Here is a 20,682-nt window from a genome sequence, read left to right as displayed (position 1 = left end):
TTATTATCATACCGGGTATGCAGAATCCGCATTGGACAGCTCCTGCTTCCGCAAAGGCCCATGCATATATTTTTCTCTCCTCTTCTTTAAGGCCTTCCAATGTAATCACACTTTTGCCATCAATCTTGGCTATGGTTTGCAGACAAGCTCTTACAGCTTTTCCATCCAATAGTACCATACAGGCTCCACATGCACCTTCACTGCAGCCGTCCTTTACTGAAATAAGATTCTCATCTTCTCTCAAATACTCTAATAGATTTTTGTCTTCTTCTATACTTACGGTTTTACCATTGAGTTTAAATGTATACAACTGCTAACCACCTCTCTAGTATGATTTTCTTTATACTCTTTTCCATAGCTTCTCGGCTACTTCTCTGGACTTTGAAATAATTTCACCTTCATCAGCGACAAGAACCTTGCGATCCCGCATAAGCACCTTACCGTTTATGATTGTAGTATTGACACTTGCTCCCATCATTCCAAAGAGAATATGACTGTTTATATTGTTTTTGTTCAAAGGAGTATGGGGCTTATAATCTACAACTATTACATCCCCATAGGCACCTTCTTTGAGGATCCCTACAGGCTTGTCAAAATAAGTTGCTGCAATTTCTCTGTTGCTCTCAAAAAGCATTTTGGGGACCTCTGCCCAAGCAACTCTTGGATCGCTAAGATTGTGCTTATGTAAAATATTGGCTACCTTCATGGATTCAAACATATCGCTGGTGTAACCATCAGTACCAAGACCTACCCTTATACCTCGTCTCATCATTTCAATAACCGGCGGGGAACCTACCGCATTTCCCATATTTGACTCCGGATTGTGTACCACATTTGTCCTGGTATCTTTCAATATGTCCATTTCCAATCCATTGATATGTACACAATGAACTGCAATAGATTTTTCACCAAGAATATTGAAGTCAAATAATCTTTGCACTACTCTTTTCCCATACTTTTTCAATGAATCATAAACATCATCTAGACCCTCTGCAGTATGAACATGGTATCCTGCATCTATACCTGCCATTGCTTCCGCGCACTTATTCAGAGACTCATCGGATAGTGTAAAGGAGGCATGAAGTCCAAACATTCCTTTAAGCATATCCTGGTCATTTTTGTTTGCATGTTTTATAAAGCTAATGTTTTCTTCTATACCTTCTCTCATAATAGCTTCTCCATCCCTGTCGGAAACCTCATAGCAAAGACAGCATCTTACGCCCAACTTCTTACTGACTTCTCCTATGGTAAACAGGCTATCCTTTACCGAATGAGGACTGGCATGATGATCAAACACTGTGGTAACCCCGTTTTTAATACACTCCAGAAGGGTTGAGTAAGCGCTGTGTTTAACATCCTCCAATGTAAGCTTCCTATCCAGCCTCCACCATAATTTTTCCAATATGCCAATAAAATTGGCTCCTGCCTCACCATCCAATATCATTCCTCTGGCAAAACTGCTGTATATATGGTGGTGGGTATTGATAAGCCCCGGCATAATAATCTTTCCCATGGCATCTATAAACTCACCAGCACTGTATTTCTCTCTTATATCTGTGGTGTTTCCTACCTGGACTATGATGCCGTCATCAATTGCTACGCATCCGTCATCAAGCAATGGTCTATCCGGATTCTGTGTGATTACTGTTCCATTCCCTATCAAAAGCATTAACTGCCACTCCTTTTCCTATAGTAAAGTGATTATATATTTTCAAGAAATACTTTGCTTCTCTTCATATACTTCCCATAACCCTTCTGACCTATGAACACATTATCTTTCACTATAACTTTCCCTCTAACCATGGTTAGCACCGGATAGCCTCTGAGTGTCATGCCTTCATATGGGGTATAATCCACATTCTCATGGAGCATGGCCTTGGTAAGGTTTACTTCCTTATCTGGATCTATCAACACTATATCCGCATCAAATCCGGCTTCAATGGATCCTTTATTGGGATACAATCCAAATATTTTTGCAGGGTTTGTGGATGTCACTTCCACAAACTTGTTGATGCTTATTCTTTTCTTTGATACTCCTTCTGAAAACATCAGAGGCATTCTGGTTTCTATACCCGGAGCACCATTGGGGCATTTGGTAAAATCCCCTTTCCCCAGTTGTTTTTCCACACCAAAGTCAAAGGGACAGTGATCTGTAGCAACAACTTTTATATATCCATCTCGTATACCCTTCCATAATTCTTCCTGATTCTTTTTTTCTCTCAAAGGAGGACTCATAATGTACTTTAACCCATTATTGAAGGGCTCCTTATATCTTTCTTCATCCAAAAGCAAATATTGGGGACATGTTTCTGCAATGACTCTTTGGCCTCTATCCACTGCCAATTTAATATAGTCAAGACCTAAACTGCATGAAAGATGAACAATATACAAAGGTGCATCTCCCGCCAAGGAAGCCAGGTTAATCATTCTGTTAATGGCTTCTGCTTCACATTCCACTGGCCGGCTCAATGCATGATATATGGGAGACAGCTTTCCTGCTTTTACATATGATTCTTTGAGATATCTTATGGCTCCATCATTTTCCGGATGCACCGTTGTTATGCCATTGAGCTCTTTCAGTCTTGCAAGGGTTTTTAAAACCTCTTCATCGGATAGCTTAAAATCATATGTCAAATAGATTTTGAAACTGGAAATACCTTCCCCCTCAACAATGTATTCCATTTCACTTAATATATTATCGTTAATGTGTTGTATTACTCCGTGAAATCCATAGTCTATTACCGCATTACCATCTGCGTATCCATGATAGACATCAACTTGATGCTTCAAGCTGCATCCTTCAGGCCCAAAGCCCATATGGTCAACAATTGATGTTGTTCCTCCACAAGCCGCAGCTACCGTGCCAGTATAAAAATCATCCTTTGCCACCACAGTACCTGAATGAAGATTCAAATGGGTATGAACATCTATGCCTCCAGGTATCAGATATTTTTGGCTGGCATCAATAGTTTCACAATCATCCCTCTTTATATCCATTCCTATTTCTACGATCTTTTCATTTTCTATCAATACATCTGCCTTGTATGTGTCACAGGCAGTTACTATTGTTCCGTTCTTTATCAATACAGGCATTTCATCATCTCCAACTGAGTTACAATTACCCTCACATTATGGTTGCATCTGCATTTTATTATTCCATTAAGTTGCATTATTCATGCCATATAAGCAACAATAAAACTACAAAAAAGAGTATGGAAACCAATTCATGGTTTCCATACTCTTAATCAAAAATTGATATATTAGCTCATAAGCCTTTTTTCCCCTTCTATATCCTGGATTGGCTTTATGTTCTGGGTAACCTCTACAGTACCTAGGTAGTTACCTTCGCTATCTCTCACTGCAAAGTATCTGATTAATGCGTATACATCTCCCATCTTGATCCAGAAGTCTTCTTGATCCTTTGCTCCTGATTTCAAATCCTGTACTATTTTTTCCACTACATGGACGCTTGCTGGAGGATGGCAATTATGAACAGTTCTCCCTATTATAGCCTTTGTCCTTGCAAATATCCTCTCCTTGCCCTGGGAGAAATATTTCACAACATCATCTTTATCAACAAATGTTATGTCAAAAGGCAGAGTATTCAACATAGCCTCCAGTTCTTCCACCTTCAGGATACCTGTTTCAAGCTTAACATATCCGGATGCTTGTGTTGACACTTTGTCTGCTTCCTTTTTCTCCAGGTTTACTCTCTTGGGCTTCCACACTCCGGCAGGTTCAGTGAGACAGTAGCCTATTTCTCCGCTTTCCTCTGCAATAGTTAACCACTCATCCTCTGTAAGAGTATCTTTACACATGGGGAATAGTATATTCTCTTCTTTAAAAATCATTTCATTGACTTTATTTATCAACACTTCTGTTCGTTTTATAATTTCATCTTTATTTCCCTTGTATTTCTCCAGTTCAATCTTTACGCCCTTAATCTCAGCTCTGATTTCGTCATCTACACCCCACATGACCTTTGGCGGGGCAGTTATGCCGTATTTCTCCAGATAGGGGAATATGAGGTTTTCTTTTCTGCTGTAATGTTTGTCAACTTCCCAAAGCAAATTAAATGCTTCAATGAGTTTCTCTACATTGCTGTTGCTGTCATCAGCTTTGAACGCTTCCAATTCTTCATTTATTCTGCCCTTCAGCAGTTTCTCAATCTCCCTGTTTTCCAACATAAAGGTGTGTAAAGGATGCCCCGGAGTTTTCTCAATTTCCTGTATATCTTCCTTATGTATCTCCTCTATGGAACCTTTAAATACTGCGGCATGGACATCGCATAGTCTCTGAACCTCTTGTACCGGCATACCTTCGGCTATAAGAGCTCCCTCCATCTCGGATATTTCGCTGGCTGATACATCCTTTATGAGCTCAGCAAACCTTTCTTTTACCTCTTCTACGCTTTTTCCCTCATGAAGCTCCATTATCAATTCCTTCAAAACTTTTTTTCTGTATTCTCTGTTATTGATGATTTCACTCATTTTAAACCCTCCCATATAATTTTTTCAACAATGAATAGGTTATATTAATTTTAAGTAACTGCTGGTTAATTATGCTAATAATATGATATCCTATGGAAAATTATTTTTCTGTAATATATATTACCATTTGAAGAGGCTGTTGCAAACATCATTTTTGACATACTGAATGCTGGAAATATACATCATTCCCTTTGCTCCTTCAGAATAACAAGTCCAATGAATTATGCAACAGCCTCTCCATATCATTACTTCAGGCCCAGTGCCTTTCTTTTTTTCATTATATGGGCTTCTATGCCATCAGCGGCTTCCTTTGGATCATCGCCTAATCCAACCTTTCCTCCTGTTAAGCCTTCCACATCTTCGGTAAGAAGCTTCACAAGTCCCGGAGCTCCTGTGATAAAGGGAACTGGAGACAAATGAGTGTAGGCTCCGTAGGCTATAGCAAACACACCGTCTATTGTAGCCTTTTGTTCCATCCATTCAGGAGCTGTTACAGCTATGGGGAGATCAGGTATATCCAAATCCATATGATCTGCCAATGCTGTGACCAACATGGATATTCTTCCTGTATCTGTGCAGGTACCGAAGCTCAATACGGGAGGAATCTTGAGCATGTTGCAAACCTCAGCCAATCCGTCACCAGCAAGCTTGATAGCATCCAGATTGCATAGGCCTGCTACTTCCAAGCCATGGTTTCCGCAGCCACCGCTGACCACCAGTATATCTCTTCTTATCAACTCCTTTGTTATATTAACCGTATTCCAATCGTGAGGACCATTTCTCAAAGTAGCGCAGTTTGCTAAAGCCACAATACCTTTTAGTTTTCCTTCGCTTATGACCTTTACAAGAGGATCTAGGTTGTTCCCTAGCGCATTTAGCACAGCTTCTGTAGAAAATCCAGCAATAGCTTTCTGTTTCATTTTTGGAACTTTAGGCTGTATCTTGCCGTGTCTCTTTTTGAAGTTCTCAATAGCCAAATTTATTAATGAATCAGAAACTGTGTCTACCTCTTTTGGATTATAGTCAAATCCATATTTTAACCCTGGTATTCTCACTATGTCGTTTACGCTTACCAAGGTAAACTGGTATTTCTCTGCATATTGATCGATATGAGGCGGTGAGCAGTTCTCTTCCATGGCAAATACATCCACAGCTCCCGTTGCCAGAAGCGGCTCTATGGCAAGCCAGTTACCCATAAGCCCTACAAACACATCATCTATATCAAATCTCTGGAGCAACTCCTGCCCTGTTTCTATAGATCCTACTATGCGAAGCCCCTTTGCTCCTGCAGCTTTTGCTCTGCCCTGGACTTCCTGTGTCTTGGATTTTTGCATGGTAGCTACTCCAAGCCATGGCTGATGTCCGTTAAAAACAATATTGATATAGTCCGGATCCATTATGCCCAAGTCAACCTCAACCTCATGGGGTTTTGGAGTGCCAAAGAGAATATCCTGTACCATCTCAAGACCTATCTGGGCATTATATATGGTAGACAATCCAAGTCTTAATGATTTGGTGGCTAAGGATACAAAATCTCCATCAACATTGGTCAAGCAGCTGGCTACACAATCCTGTATTTCATATATGACTCCCGCAGGATATATGTCCAAACTTCTCCATACCTCTTTTCTCTTTCTGGGAGCAAATACTTCCACCATCATATTAGGTCTGTCATAGTCGGTATGAAGTTCTTCAAAAAGCAAATCAGCAAGCTTTATTGCCATCTTATTTGTATCCAAATTTGTGTCGATACCCAGCATTTTGGACATCCACCTAAGCTTCTCCACATCGGTTATTTTAAAGGGAGTTTCTCCCTTGGCTGTAGCCTTTAAAGTTCTGAATGCCTGATAGGCATGATGTCCATAGGTGCCGGCTCCCATAATGTTATGTAACAGAAATTCTCTCATAGCCATAGCATCAGGCCCTATGCCGCACACACCTCTGGTTTGGCCTCCCTTTTCGCTTATTCTGCAGGGTCCCTGAGAACAAAGCTTACAGCTTAACCCCTCCAGACAAAATTTACAGCGTATTTTTTCCTGCAATGCATAACGGTCGAAAACATTGGATAAGCCATCTTCTCTGATCCTTATTAGCATTTCCTCTACAGAATCATGATAGCTTACTCTACCTTCAGTTTTTTCCAATATTGTTTCACCCATAAAAAATACCCCTTTCATTAGTATTCAACTTAAGTTTACCAATAAAGGGGTTTTCTTATTCTTATTTAATCATAACTCTGCGACTTATACCGCTGGCAATATCCTGTATATCCAGTACCTCATCTGATAGATTTGCTTCATAAACACTCTTTGGCATGCCATATACTGCACAGGTTCTTTCACTCTGGGTTATAACATAGCATTTAGCTTTCTTCTTCAGTTCCCTCAGACCATCGGTGCCATCCTTGCCCATACCTGTCAGAACTACCGCCAACATATTTAGATTAAAGAATTCCTCAGCCAGGGATTTGAACAACACATCGGCAGCAGGCTTAACTCCATTTACTGTAGGAGTGTCTTCCAACTTTATTGTCATTGTATTGGAAGGAGATTTGGTTACGGTCATGTGCTTGCCGCCCTTTGCTATATAAATATGGCCTGCTCTAGGTATATCTCCATCTTTGGCTTCAGATACCTTCAGCTTGGAAATATTGTTCAGCGAGTTGGCAAAAATCGTAGTAAAATCAGCAGGCATATGCTGAACAATAAGTACAGGAACACCTAAATCAGCAGGCAGTTTGCTGCAAACATCATATAAAGCTTTAGGACCTCCTGTAGAAGAAGCTATAAGCACCAAATCAATTTTAAATTTGGTTATCTGCCTTTCTATATTAGAAGTTTTGGAAACTACATCAGGCTCCTTTTCAACATCCAATTGCTTCGGTGTTGTTGGTCTCTCCTTTTCAGTTTTTGCTTTTCCAACACTTGCAGCTGTTTCCTTACTGCTTATACTATAATATTTGTTGATGATTATGTAGTTAAAAAGCACCTTCAGATAGCTGGTTATGCTCAACAAATTTCTTTGCCAATCATTTCCTCTGGGTTTGGATATAAAGTCCAAAGCTCCAATTTCCAATGCTGTTACAGTAAGTGCATTGTCAGAATTGTCAGCAGAGCTTATCATTATCACTTTTATGTCTTCATGGCTTTCTTTTATTCTGCGCAAAACATCTATACCATTTATACCCGCCATGTTTATATCCAGCAAAACCACATCAGGAGTTTTTTGCTTAAGGATACTCAAGCATTCATTTCCATCGGCAGCAACAGCTTGAACTATGGCTGCACCAGTTCGTTCTACAGCATCACTTATAAACTTGCGAAATAGAGCAGAGTCATCTACTATCATTACATTTAATTTCTTCATATCTTACTACACCTGCTTATAAGTATTGTAATACTATAATATACGTAAAACAAAAAAGCTGCAAGCATCTGCAGCTATACAATCATATGGTGCGCCATCGGGGATTCGAACCCAGGACCCACTGATTAAGAGTCAGTTGCTCTACCAGCTGAGCTAATGGCGCATTAAATTTTAATGTCGTCGCAACCGACTATTACATTATACAAAATATATAATAATATGTCAACTAATTAAAATTGATTTTTTTTGTTAGTCTTCAAACTCTATCTCTATGGTTTCATAGCCGAGATTTCTCAAAAATTCTTCTAAAAATATTTTAATGTTGTTGTTTGTATCTATTAGAAAACCCTTTTCTACAAGCTTAGACTCAATATTTACTTTTTCTTCTGAAAGCTGGTTAAAAATATCCTTTATACTTAAGTTATTAAATATTGAATTCTTTTCATCATAAACATACACACTTTTCTCATCTATCACATGGTCAAGTATCTTAGAATTTTTCAGCTTTATTTTTATAGTTTTTCCCTCATTGAACAATATCTCCATATCCTCAGCATTTATACCGGCCTTTAAGTATCCATCATATTTTATCAAATATGATTTTTCAGTAAAAGGTACTTGGAAATCCTTGATTTTCAAATTGTCTTTAAATGCCAATACGTTGCTGTAAAAATATTTATTTGATGACATTTCCCAAAGTCTTTCAACTCTTTCCATTATGACTGTAGAGTCTTCAATTGTTTGGTTCTCAACTTCTATAATTGGTTCAGGAGTTTTCTGACTATCAACTAATTTATAAGCCAAAAATAAGATGGCCAAAATCAAAGCTAAGATTATTATTGTCTTCATTGATATAATATTTTTTAAATTCATTTACTCAAAACTCCTCACAAATTGCTACAAATATCTTAATAAATAATATTACAATGAACCCCACATTATCTCACCATTTACTATTGTCGCAGCTATTTCAACATCTTTTAATCTGTCATGTTCTATTTCAAATATATCTTCACTCAGCACAGTAAAATCAGCTAGTTTGCCTTCCTTGATTGAGCCCTTCATTTTTTCTTCAAAGGAGGCATAGGCAGCTCCCAAAGTAAATCCAAATAAAGCCTCTTCTACAGAAATTTTCTGCTCAGGCAGCCAGCCATTCTCTGGGCAGCCAGCAAGATCCTTCCTGGTCACCGCTGCATAAATGCCATGCATAACATTACAAGGCTCTACAGGACAATCAGATCCAAAGGCTACATTAACACCTTTGTCTATAAGTGTTTTCCAGTTATAAGTCCACTTGGCCCTTTCAGTTCCTATTCTGTCTTCTACTATATGAAGATCATAATCCAAGAAAATAGGCTGTACATGAGCTATAACATCTAACTCTCTGAATCTTTCCAAAAGCTTTTCATCTGTTATCTGACAATGCACTATAGAATGCCTTACATTCTTCCCAGGCATTGTTTTCTTTGCCTTCTCTATGCTTTCAAAAGCCATATACATTGCCTTATCGCCAATGCAATGTATTGCGACGCTCATATCCCTTTCGTGGGCATAAAATACAAGCTTATCCAGCTCATCCTGAGTATAAGTTGCTATTCCATAATTTCCTGAGGAATCGTTATACTCCTTCGTCAGATATGCTGTCCTGGCACCTAGAGAGCCATCTGTCAATATTTTCAAGGGACCTAATTTGAATTGTTCATCCCCCCAATGGCAATAGTACCCTTTATCATAGAAACTCATTAGTTTATCCATGGTAGGCAGCAAGCATTGCTCATACAATCTAATTTTCATTTTGCCTTCTGATACCAATTCCCTGTAAGCCTCAATCACATCTTCATATCCTGCGCCTGCAGCCGATTCCAAATCATCGCTTTGTACAGAAGTTAACCCATAGGACAATGCTTTCTCTTGAGCAGCCATTATTGCATCCTTAATGGATTTAATATCATCCTTTGGCATTCCCTCTTTTATCAGTTCTATTGCATTCTCTCTGAAAATTCCATTGGGCTCTCCATTATGATCCAGGTCTATGGATCCGCCTTCCACCTGCTTAGTATGCCTGTTTATGCCACACAGTTCCAGGGCTTTGCTATTGACTACCACAGCATGTCCACAGGCTCGGGTAATCACAATTGGGTGTTCTTTTGATATATCATCCAAATCATATCTCGTTGGAAATACTTTTACATCAAAATGATCCTGATTCCAACCTCTGCCAAGAACCCATCGTCCAGCCTCTATAGAGTTTTCTTTTATAAAGTCTGTTATTAAAGCTTTTAGATTCTCTATGGACTTGGCAACGCTTAAATCTATGGATTTCATAAAAAAACCCAGATTTAAAAGATGCATATGGCTGTCTATAAATCCAGGTACCATTAGCCTGCCTTTTAAATCAATGACTTGTGTGTCATCATCTTTATACCGTAATACATCATCATTGCTTCCAACAAATATGATTTTCCCATCAGACACAACTACCCCTTCAGCAAAGGGTTTTTCCCTCTCCATTGTGGCTATCTTGCCATTTGAAAATATTTTTTTCACCTTAACGGCTCCTCTCATTTAGAATCAAGAAGATAATAACTTTATTGCATCTTGTCTTGGCAAGGGTTTACTGAATAGATATCCCTGCACCATATCACAATTATAGCACTTAAGGTACTTCAATTGTTGTTCTTCTTCTACCCCTTCTGCAACAACTTCAAGTCCCAGATCATGAGCAAGACTAATTATGGTGCCTGTCAAGCAGCTTTTGTCACTATCATGCATAATATTATCTATAAATGATTTATCAATCTTAAGAATATCGATTGGCAATTCTCTGAGATATGTCAAGGAAGAATATCCTGTGCCAAAGTCATCCAAGGATATCCTTACTCCTAACTTCCTTAATCCTTTTAACTTTTTCAAATTAAGTTCAATGTCCTCAATCAAAAGGCTCTCTGTTATCTCAAGTTCGAGGGAAGATGGCTCCAGCCCCTTTTCTTTTAGGATACTATCTACCATATTTACAAAGTTCTCCTGCTTCAGCTGTATAACAGAAACATTGACAGAAATGCTTATATCCCTGTGACCCATATCATATAAATTCTTTATAAATTCACAGGCCTCCTTGAGGACCCATTCTCCAAGAGGAATTATAAGTCCTGAAGTCTCCGCAATCTCTATAAAATCCGCTGGAGAAACAAATCCATGCTCAGAACTGTTCCATCTCAGTAATGCTTCAAACCCTTTTATTCTGCCTGATACAATATGGTACTGGGGTTGATAATATAATAAAAACTCATTATTTCCTATGGCATTTTTCATGCTGTTTTGGATTTTCATCTTCTTTACTATGCTTTCATTCATGCGGTCATTAAAGAAAACATAATTTTCTTTTCCTGCAGCCTTAGCAGCATACATAGCAATATCAGCACATTTCAATAAGTCATTAAAATTCTCTCCATTGTCAGGATAAAGGGCAATGCCTATACTAGTAGATACATTAATTGGCGAGTCCTCTATATAAAAGCTTGTCTCGAAAGTTTTTAATATTTTATCTGCCAGCATTTCAACTTCAGATATGTCTTCATAAGCATCTGTGATGATCATGAACTCATCTCCGCCTAGCCTGCCAGCCACATGGTTTTCTCCTACAACTTTTTTAATATTTTGAGCAGCGACAGCCAACAGCTTATCACCCATATAGTGGCCAAATGTATCATTGACAAACTTGAAATTATCTATATCCATATAAAGCATAGCTGATTTGCTTTGCTTCTGAAGAATATTATTATTGAAATGGTTCTCTAGATTGATGCGATTAGCTAATCCTGTGAGAGGATCATAGTATGCCAGGTTATGAATTTTCTTCTCCTTTTGGGATAACTCTTCATACTGCTCCCTCAAAGTCTCCTCGGATGCGTATAATTCCTCATATAGAGATGTCAACTCCTCATGGCTTTCCACCAGTTCTTTCTCCATCTTTATTCTTTCGCTTATGTCAATTCCTATTATCTCTATATATTCATAATCATAATCCTCTAGAAAATTCAGATTGCAGACCATATATACTACATTTCCATCAGAACTCTTCAAAGACAGCTCCAGACTGCTTAGCTGTTCTCCTGTATTAAGGTGGTGCATAAGCTTATCATAGGAATCAATGGAATCGGAGGCAACAATATCTGAAAGCTTCATAATCCCTATTACCTCAGCTTTATTATAGCCAAGCTTTATTTCAGCATGTTTATTGTATTCATATATAACACCATGTTTATCTACATATAGAATGACTAAGTTTGCTGTATCTATGGCAGCCGTCGCTGCGTTTCTCTCGATCTTCAAACTTTTCCTCAAAATCCTGATGTAGAATTGCGCTGCAGAAAAGATCAATATTATTAACAGAAGTAAAATGCCTACAAAGGAATATACCTGATTAATACTTCTGAAAACCTGAGATCTGGGAGCGGATATGCCAAAATACCAATCTGTGCCTGGTATCTTTGCGTAACCAGCATATCTTTTTGTACCATCAAATATGTATTGGCCTGCACCTTTTTCACTTCTTTGCATATTAATAAAGAAATCATACATGCTCTTGTCATATCCTAATTTATTCCAATCTAAAAGTATATTAACTCTATTTCTTACCTGTTCTCTTATTTCATGAGCTATTGTAACGCCCATACTGTCGATTATGTATGACCTTCCATATTCCCCTAGTCTAATTCCGTCGGTTATTGCGGATAAGATTTCAACATCTTGAGTAGAGTATAAGACTCCTATTATGTCTCCGTCGTAAATTATTGGCACAGCAAAAGTAATAACCAGAGTATTATCCACTCTACTTACTAAAGGATCCGAGATATTGGTTATGCCTTGTTTAGCCAGCTTGAAGTAATCCCTATCACCTACATATAAACTAACACCTTCTGTGGTCAAGGAATTCCCCGAAAGATCCGCAATGCTCATTCGTGCAAAACCTTTTCTGTCAACCTGGTTTTTCAATATTTGTATTTTTTCTTCTATTGATATATTTGGATTTTTAATGGATTCTTCTGCAGCTATAGTCTCAATGACTTCCAAGCTTCCTTTCAGGTTGCTTTCCACAGCCTTAGCACCCAGAACTGCAATTTGGGTGAGAGATTCTGAAATGTTAGAAATGATTGCATTGGACGCAAAGTAATAAATAATACCGCCTATAATAACAGAAAAAATCAAAATAGCTATACTACTTACCACTATAGCTTTTCTTTTCATGGGGGTTCTCATATAACCACTCCCTTTTTACAAGAGCACCATCAGTTACTTCGCACACAGAATATTATTTAGATTATACCAAATATCGTCAAAAAAGTGAATAATATTTACAATATCTCGCGAAAATTGTAAATATTATTCACTCTGTTAGGGAATTTGACAATTTAAAAATTATTTTGAAATAATTCTGTTACTAATTATACATCATATTTTCAATAATATCTATGTGTTTTTTGTAAATTCATTTTTGCATTTAGGACAGGTAATGCGAATTCGACCTTTACCCCTTGGCACTCTCAGCTTTTGCCCACATTTGGAACATTTGAAGTAACGATATGTCTTATATCCTTTGATGCGGTTTAAAGATTGCATCAGTTTTATGCTGATGGGGCTCCACCACTTCAAAAATCTCATATTTTCTTCTCTTCGTTTGTTAATGTTCTTAGAAAATACCCTTGCATAAGACAGTATAAGTATTATCATGGCAAATGTGTTTATTATAACAGATCCAATTAGTGAACTTATAAGTAAAAGTATAATGGAAAGCAAAAACATGGCATTTGATAGTTGATCAACACCATAGCGTCCTATCATCATTCTCCTAAACCAATTCATATCTGCTACACCTCATTAACAATATTATTAGCTATATAAACTGCATCCTATCTTAGTTTTTCTTCTTCAATATCCTTATTTTTTAGCCTTACAGTTGCCGATTCCCTAATGAGATTATATATAACAGAACACAATGGAACAAAAATAAGCATTCCAAATATTCCAAGTACACTTCCACCAAATATTACTGCAACAAATACCCATATAGCCGGTAAACCTATTGAACTTCCTACAACCCTGGGATAGATTAAATTACCCTCAATCTGCTGCAAAATAATTATAAACACAATGAACCATATAGCTTTCATTGGAGCTATCATAAGAATCATAAAAGCACCTGCAGCTGCACCAATAAATGCACCTACCAATGGAATTAAAGCAGTAAATCCTATGAGCATTGAAACTGTCATAGCATGTGGGAAGCCTAATATGAGCATACCAATAAAACAAAGGAATCCAAGGATGACAGCCTCAGTAAATTGTATAATCACAAAGCTGTGAAATGTCTTATAGGATAACCTGGATACATAAGCAATCCTATCTGCCTTGGGTTCTGGCAAATATGCATATATCAGTTTTTTAGCCTGATATGTCAGCTTCTCTTTGGATGTTAGTATGTATACTGCAAATATCAGGCTTACTACCACAGTAAATGTGCCGCTGAAAATGGTGGAAACTGCTGAAAAAGCCGAACCTAATACTGTGGAAGTTCCGCTCTTAACAAAGTTTGCAGCAGAGGTTGCTATTCTCTCCCAATTAAGCTGTAGGGAAGCTATCCACTGCTTCAACTCAGGAAGCTGAACCGACCATTTTTCTATCCATTGCTGAATCCTTGCTAGAAATAATGGGGCAGTATTCTTTATGATGGCAAATGTGCCTATTATTTCAGGAATCACCAGAAAAGCCACAAGAAATAAGATGGCTAATACCAATAGAACAGACAAAAGAAGACATGCAGGTCTGCGGATTTTTTGAACTATCAGCTTTCTGGATGAAGGGAAAAATATGCTCTCCAGCATCTTCATGGGTACATTCAAAATAAAGGCAATAACTAGACCTATTATAAATGGTGATAATAAGCCAAAAATCCCCTTGATATAATTTATTACAGAAGGCAGATTTTGCAATGCTAAATAAAATATTATTGAAATCAAAGCAATAAGCAATATTTTTTTCATGTTTTTCACTGATAAATCCACATCAATCACTCTATTCTTATTTTGATTATTGAAAACACTAGTTTGCAACATAATGTTATTCTTAATGCTAGATTTTGTCAACATCATCTTTCTTTAATTTCTTTCTGTGCCTTACACATTCGGTAAGCAAGTATTCAATCTGGCCGTTCAAGGATCTAAAATCATCTTCTGCCCAAGCTGTTAACTCTTCCCAGAGAGAGGGCGATAATCTCAACAGCACTTGCTTTTTATCCTTTTCTTTTTTTGCTTCTTTGCTATCCATAAATCATTGCCCTCCTCTACATATTCTAATATAAGGATCCACTGTTCACTATGGGCTGAGCATCCTTATTGCCGCAGAGTACAACTAGCAAATTGCTCACCATGGCAGCCTTTCTTTCCTCATCGAGCTGTACAATATCATTTTCGCTGAGCTTGGCAAGGGCCATCTCCACCATGCCTACTGCTCCTTCAACAATCATCTGTCTAGCATCTATTATAGCTGAAGCCTGCTGCCTCTGGAGCATGGCTGCAGCAATTTCCGGAGCATAAGCCAGGTGGGTTATCCTGGCTTCGATGATTTCCAAACCTGCAATCTCAACCTTAGATTGAATCTCTTCCTTTAACTTTTCTGCAACTTCCTGACTGCTTCCCCTTAAAGACTTCTCATTATCTTCATTTGATGCATCATAAGGGTAAAGTCTTACAATATTTCGCAGTGCAGAATCGCATTGGATGGAAAGGTATTCGGTATAATTATCAACATTGAATACTGCCTTTGCCGTATTAACAACCTTCCATATGACAACAATCCCTATTATAATAGGATTCCCTAATTGATCATTTATTTTCTGCTTGTCATTGTTTAATGTCATGGTTTTCAATGAAATCTTCTTGCTTCTGGCAGATAATGCAGCAGCTTGAGCTGCTCCTTTATCTGGTGATACCAGTGTTTCCGCAACAATTTTCCCTGTAGAAGTTGATGGAAGTGCAGGATTAACAGCCACAGTAAATGGATTTACAAAGAAGAAGCCTTCTCCTTTCAAGGTCCCATAGTATTTGCCGAAAAGGGTTAATACAAGGGCTTCATTGGGCTTTAACACCTTCAAACCTATGAATATTATAGGCCCCACTATTATGAAATACATCAAAGAAGCAATTAATAGAACTATACCTGCTGCAGTGCTGCTCCTTTCATCTATGAGATTGATACCTGAAATAAAACCAACTACAGAAGCAATCATGAGTATGATATTCAGTATTAAAACAGGTAATCCACTTACTGATTTTGCTTCTATCTCTTCATAGTGTAGTACTTTTTTGTCTCCATTTATATTATTTGCCATCTTAAAGAACTCCTTTCTATTACCTTGTATGATATCATTTTGATATCACTTTTATATTATTATAATATATTTAAAATGTCAATACTTGCCATGTGAATATATGCCTCTTATTTTTAAAAGCTGTTTTAAATATTGATACAAGCAATGCCTTATGTTTAATAATTTATTTGTTGACTGCACAATATATATATGATACTTTAAAAATGTATCAAAGAATGAAAGGATGGTATTGATGTCGGTAAGCTCTGTAAAGGTGATTTTAAACTAAATATAGTTCATAGGGTATCCATTGAATAAACAGGATTCATTCCTGTCTATTTGTTGTACCCTTTATTGGACATTACCTTACAGACTGCTTCATAACCATAAATATTATACATGGCACGGCAAGGTATGTTTGTCGTGCTATTTATTTTAGATTATTACCCGCAGGAGCATTCTGCCTTATACGGGCAAGGTATGTCCTTTGCGGGTTTTTATTTACAGGGAGGGGTAATAAATGACAAATAAAATGTTTGAAACATTGGAATATAATAAAATCCTCAATATGATGGAGGAATACGCTCTATCAAATAAGGTCAAGGAAGAAATTCGAAACCTTGAACCCTATCTCAGTGAAGAAAAGGTATTGCTAAGCTTAAAAGAAACAACAGAGGCAAAACTCATTATTGAACAATGGGGCAACCCACCTCTGGCAGCTTTGAATGATCTTGAGAAATCCCTTAGCCTACTGGGTAAAGGAATACTCCTGATGCCGGAGCAGTTAGAGAGCATCGCCCAATTTCTCACTGCCTGCAGAAGGTTAAAGGCATATCTTAAAAAAGCAGAAAATATATCTTCCGTTGTAGCTTCATATGGCGATTCCATCTACGACTTATCTGAGATAGAGGATGAAATAAACATGGCTATCCGTGGCAGTGAGATTGACGATAAGGCTTCACCCAAACTTGGGGACATAAGAAGAAAAATTATAAATGCAGGAGCTCAAATAAAATCAAAACTGGATTCTCTTTTGCGAAACAATAAAAACTGGTTTTCAGAGAGCTTTGTGTCTATCCGCAATGAGCATTATACATTACCAGTAAAAAAGGAGTATAAAAGACAAGTGGATGGCACTGTCATAGATGTTTCCCAAAGTGGTAATACCTACTTTATCGAACCTTCTTCCACAAGGAAGTTGCAGGATGAAATAGCCCTGCTCCGTATAGAAGAAGAAAATGAAGTAAGACGAATTCTGTATACACTAACAGCTTTGGTTGAAGAGCACATAACATCAATTAACATCAATATAGAAGCAATGGAAAGCCTTGATTTCATATTTGCCAAGGCTAAGCTCAGCATTGCCATGAAGGCAGTGGAACCTGAGATTACTTCTGAGAAAAAAATCGTCATAAAAGAAGGACGCCATCCTCTTTTGAAATCAGAAAATATCGTGCCCCTTGATTTTCATATAGGGAATAATGTGCAAGGTGTTGTAATCACTGGTCCCAACACAGGAGGGAAAACTGTAGCATTAAAAACCATTGGGTTGCTATCAATAATGGCTCAAAGCGGACTGCATGTACCTGTAGAATATGGATGCTTTTCCATGAATAATTATGTGCTCTGTGACATCGGTGACGGACAAAGCATAACCGAGAATCTGTCCACTTTTTCATCACACATAACTAATATAATCCAAATCCTTGAACTGGCTGATGATCAATCCCTGGTTTTGCTGGATGAACTAGGCTCAGGTACCGACCCAGCTGAGGGTATGGGTATAGCAACTGCTGTTTTGGAAGAACTATGCAGTAAGAACTGCCTCTTCGTTGCAACCACTCATTATCCGGAAATAAAGGAGTTGGCAAAAAATAATCCGGGAATGATAAACGCAAGAATGGCCTTTGACAGAGAAAGCTTGCAACCGTTATACAAGCTGGAGATTGGAGAAGCAGGGGAAAGCTGCGCTCTATATATAGCCAAGCGATTAGGGCTTCCACAGCATATGATAGAAAGGGCCAGCATTGCTGCATATGGAGAAGAAAAGGTGAATCCCTCATTGAACGAAATTCCGCTCAATAAAAGTAAACAGGTTCAAAAATCTGCAAGAAGAGTTAAAACTTCAAATGTTAAGCAAAGTCCCTCCAATACAGCAGAAATAAGTTTTACCATCGGTGATAGCGTCATGGTCTATCCTCAAAAGGAAATAGGCATAGTATATCAGAAAGCCAATGAAAAAGGCGAAGTTGGGGTGCAGATAAAAAAGAAAAAGCTTCTAATCAATCATAAAAGGCTTAAACTTCGTGTACCTGCATCTGAACTTTATCCTGAAGATTATGATTTCAGTATTATTTTTGATACCGTTGAGAATCGAAAAGCAAGACATAAATTGGAGCGTAAACACGACCCCAAACTGATAATCAAGATAAAGGATGAAAAAGATATACTAAAGTAAATTAATTTATTTCATAATACTTCTTTAAACTAGTTACTAATAAATATGCCATGGTGCTTTTATATAATGTTATGAAAGCAAAGATAATAAAAGGTAGTTATCTTAGACAAGGATAGCTGCCTTTTATATATTTTTCCCAGTTACTTCCTTTAACAATTCAACTACAAGTTTTTTATCTCCAATAAATACAGGAACAGCAGTTATTATATAAATACTGTCATCTACATACTCTATTTTTATAAAAACATCGTCCTCATTGTATGCTTTTATGGAAATGCAATTTTCGCAAGCCTCCTGCCTTTTCCAGAATTCATAACATTGGAGGTCTGATTTACACAACTTGCCTATCTTAAGATCTAAAACCTCATTCTTTATAGGATCCACAATTCGGATAAAATCATACATTTTTTCAATGGCATAAATTCTATCCAGTATTGCATTGAATTCCTTCATATGCTCATAACCCAGCACATTCTTTATGTAGATATTCTTTTTTAGTTCTTCATATATCAGCTCATCAAGCTCCTGGCTCTTTCTTACCAGTTCATTGGTATCACAATTTTCTGAGGATATCATTGTATTGATTGTATCTCTTAACTGTTCCATTCTGCTTTTATACATATCCACCACCCTTTCAAAATACTCAATTAATTACATATCATACTGCAAAATCCTACAAGTTGTTTTTTGCTGAAATATTCACTATGTTCACATTTTATTTACCATATATAGAGTAGTCAGCAATTTCACTGACTGCTTATATCGATATTGACGCCACTGCAAAACTCAGTGTTGGCTCTTCTATATTGAGACTAATGTAACTTATAGAAATTTGATTTATAAGGGAGGATTTTATATGGATTTGAGGCAGGGATGTTTAAGAAAACGGCGCAAGGTTATTCGGTGAACTTCCCTGGCATAGCCTTGCGCCTATTATATATGAATTATAATGATTCTAATAATTGTTCAATATTGGATATGTTTATAAACTTTTTCTTATTATCTACAGCTTTTCTAACTTTATTGGGCAACGATGCTTCGCCAAATACTATAGATCCTTCAATTATTCCATCTTTTAAAAAGAACTTAATGTACCTTCCATGCTCTTTGTCAGATTGTTGGAAAACATCACAATCTTCACATAATATGTTTCCTATAGTGAATAAGGTAATACCAGGTATCTTAAGCTGTGTGTGAGGTTTAATATCTTCATATACTATTGGCTTTCCTGCTGCATTGCTTCCAGCCACTTTACCCTGTGATATAGCTATAGGCCATATGCAGAAATTATTTCCTTTGTATTCTGCTGCATCTCCTGCTGCATATATCCCTTCTATATTGGTTCTCATATACTCATCAACTTTTATGGCTCTGCCAATATCCAGTCCTGTATTATGGAAAGGGGCTATATTTGCTCTTACCCCCATGGAAAGTATTACAAAGTCAGTATCTATAACTCTGCCGTCCTTCAATTTAACCTTTGTTATTACATCATCTCCACAGAATTCTTCTGTCTCTCCGTTGAGATAAACATTAATTCCTTTGGATCTAAGGGCATCCAGCAGCAGTGATGATGCAATATTATCTGATTGTCTTGGAAGCAGCCTTTCATTTCTTTCTACTATGTTTACCTCACACCCAAGCTGTTTTATGGAATAAGCAATTTCCAGTCCTAGCAACCCTCCACCTATTATTGTACATGCTCTTTTATTCTTAGCCAGGCTAATAACATTATCAGCATCATGGATAGTGCGTATTGTAACAACATTTTTCAAATCAATACCCTTAATAGGTGGTCTAAAAGGACTGGACCCTATAGCTATTATAAGTTTATCGTAATAATAACTGCCTTTATCCGCTAACACCGCTTTTTTATTAATATCAATTCCGGTAACTCTTGTTTGTTTTATAAGATTTATTCTGTTTTTTATATACCAGTCATCACCATAGGGAGTCATTTCCTCAAAACTGGTTTCGCCTGATATGTAGTGTGGTATTCTCGT

General features: G+C 37.4%; 16 protein-coding genes and 1 tRNA gene. 1 reads left to right on the top strand and 16 read right to left on the bottom strand.

The window, feature by feature from the left end:
* From ACESM9_RS08590 to ACESM9_RS08525, 14 genes are all read right to left on the bottom strand, one after another.
* The coding region (locus ACESM9_RS08590; protein WP_372997287.1) for a 2Fe-2S iron-sulfur cluster-binding protein at positions 1 to 310 on the bottom strand (310 nt) is incomplete at its 3' end.
* A 30-nt stretch (positions 311 to 340) separates the two neighbouring features.
* Positions 341 to 1,669 (bottom strand): putative aminohydrolase SsnA, encoded by a 1,329-nt coding sequence (gene ssnA / locus ACESM9_RS08585; RefSeq protein WP_372997285.1) that lies wholly within the window; start codon positions 1,667 to 1,669, stop codon positions 341 to 343.
* A 32-nt stretch (positions 1,670 to 1,701) separates the two neighbouring features.
* On the bottom strand, positions 1,702 to 3,093 hold the full coding sequence (gene hydA / locus ACESM9_RS08580; RefSeq protein ID WP_372997283.1) for a dihydropyrimidinase: 1,392 nt from the start codon (positions 3,091 to 3,093) through the stop codon (positions 1,702 to 1,704).
* Positions 3,094 to 3,260: 167 nt separating this feature from the next.
* Positions 3,261 to 4,490: a DUF438 domain-containing protein gene (locus tag ACESM9_RS08575; RefSeq protein WP_372997281.1), complete on the bottom strand. Its 1,230-nt coding sequence runs from the start codon at positions 4,488 to 4,490 to the stop codon at positions 3,261 to 3,263.
* Positions 4,491 to 4,735: 245 nt separating this feature from the next.
* Positions 4,736 to 6,649, bottom strand: a complete 1,914-nt coding sequence (gene cooS, locus ACESM9_RS08570; protein WP_372997279.1) for an anaerobic carbon-monoxide dehydrogenase catalytic subunit — start codon at positions 6,647 to 6,649, stop codon at positions 4,736 to 4,738.
* Between the two features lie 61 nt (positions 6,650 to 6,710).
* Positions 6,711 to 7,856 (bottom strand): chemotaxis-specific protein-glutamate methyltransferase CheB, encoded by a 1,146-nt coding sequence (gene cheB, locus ACESM9_RS08565; RefSeq protein ID WP_372997277.1) that lies wholly within the window; start codon positions 7,854 to 7,856, stop codon positions 6,711 to 6,713.
* A gap of 87 nt (positions 7,857 to 7,943) precedes the next feature.
* A tRNA-Lys gene (locus ACESM9_RS08560) sits at positions 7,944 to 8,019 on the bottom strand.
* Between the two features lie 86 nt (positions 8,020 to 8,105).
* A complete protein-coding gene (locus tag ACESM9_RS08555) occupies positions 8,106 to 8,729 on the bottom strand; it encodes a DUF4230 domain-containing protein (RefSeq protein ID WP_372997275.1) in 624 nt (207 codons plus the stop codon).
* Between the two features lie 48 nt (positions 8,730 to 8,777).
* Complete coding sequence (locus ACESM9_RS08550; protein ID WP_372997273.1) at positions 8,778 to 10,403, bottom strand: amidohydrolase; 1,626 nt, start codon at positions 10,401 to 10,403, stop codon at positions 8,778 to 8,780.
* A gap of 24 nt (positions 10,404 to 10,427) precedes the next feature.
* Positions 10,428 to 13,115 carry an EAL domain-containing protein gene (locus ACESM9_RS08545; protein WP_372997271.1) on the bottom strand — a complete coding sequence of 896 codons (2,688 nt, stop codon included), beginning with the start codon at positions 13,113 to 13,115 and terminating at the stop codon, positions 10,428 to 10,430.
* A gap of 210 nt (positions 13,116 to 13,325) precedes the next feature.
* A complete protein-coding gene (locus tag ACESM9_RS08540) occupies positions 13,326 to 13,718 on the bottom strand; it encodes a hypothetical protein (protein ID WP_372997269.1) in 393 nt (130 codons plus the stop codon).
* Positions 13,719 to 13,765: 47 nt separating this feature from the next.
* Complete coding sequence (locus ACESM9_RS08535; RefSeq protein ID WP_372997267.1) at positions 13,766 to 14,968, bottom strand: AI-2E family transporter; 1,203 nt, start codon at positions 14,966 to 14,968, stop codon at positions 13,766 to 13,768.
* 16 nt (positions 14,969 to 14,984) lie between these two features.
* Positions 14,985 to 15,179, bottom strand: coding sequence for an Arc family DNA-binding protein (locus ACESM9_RS08530; RefSeq protein WP_372997265.1), 195 nt, complete (start codon positions 15,177 to 15,179; stop codon positions 14,985 to 14,987).
* 25 nt (positions 15,180 to 15,204) lie between these two features.
* The gene (locus ACESM9_RS08525) at positions 15,205 to 16,242 is read right to left on the bottom strand and encodes an SPFH domain-containing protein (protein ID WP_372997263.1); all 1,038 of its coding nucleotides are present in this window, start codon (positions 16,240 to 16,242) and stop codon (positions 15,205 to 15,207) included.
* Positions 16,243 to 16,741: 499 nt separating this feature from the next.
* Here ACESM9_RS08525 and ACESM9_RS08520 point away from each other — a divergent pair, with 499 nt between their 5' ends.
* Complete coding sequence (locus ACESM9_RS08520; protein ID WP_372997261.1) at positions 16,742 to 18,679, top strand: endonuclease MutS2; 1,938 nt, start codon at positions 16,742 to 16,744, stop codon at positions 18,677 to 18,679.
* 123 nt (positions 18,680 to 18,802) lie between these two features.
* Here the strand turns inward: ACESM9_RS08520 and ACESM9_RS08515 are convergent, their stop codons facing one another.
* Together ACESM9_RS08515 and ACESM9_RS08510 are read right to left on the bottom strand one after the other, a co-directional pair.
* Positions 18,803 to 19,300: a Spo0E family sporulation regulatory protein-aspartic acid phosphatase gene (locus ACESM9_RS08515; RefSeq protein ID WP_372997259.1), complete on the bottom strand. Its 498-nt coding sequence runs from the start codon at positions 19,298 to 19,300 to the stop codon at positions 18,803 to 18,805.
* A 323-nt stretch (positions 19,301 to 19,623) separates the two neighbouring features.
* Positions 19,624 to 20,682 (bottom strand): NAD(P)/FAD-dependent oxidoreductase (locus ACESM9_RS08510; protein WP_372997257.1); only part of this gene is annotated, 1,059 nt, incomplete at its 5' end.

This window comes from Lutispora sp. (assembly GCF_041687175.1).
Taxonomy (GTDB): domain Bacteria; phylum Bacillota; class Clostridia; order Lutisporales; family Lutisporaceae; genus Lutispora.
The sequence above is the reverse complement of the archived record's forward strand: the minus strand, read 5'-3'. Positions and strand labels throughout refer to the sequence as shown.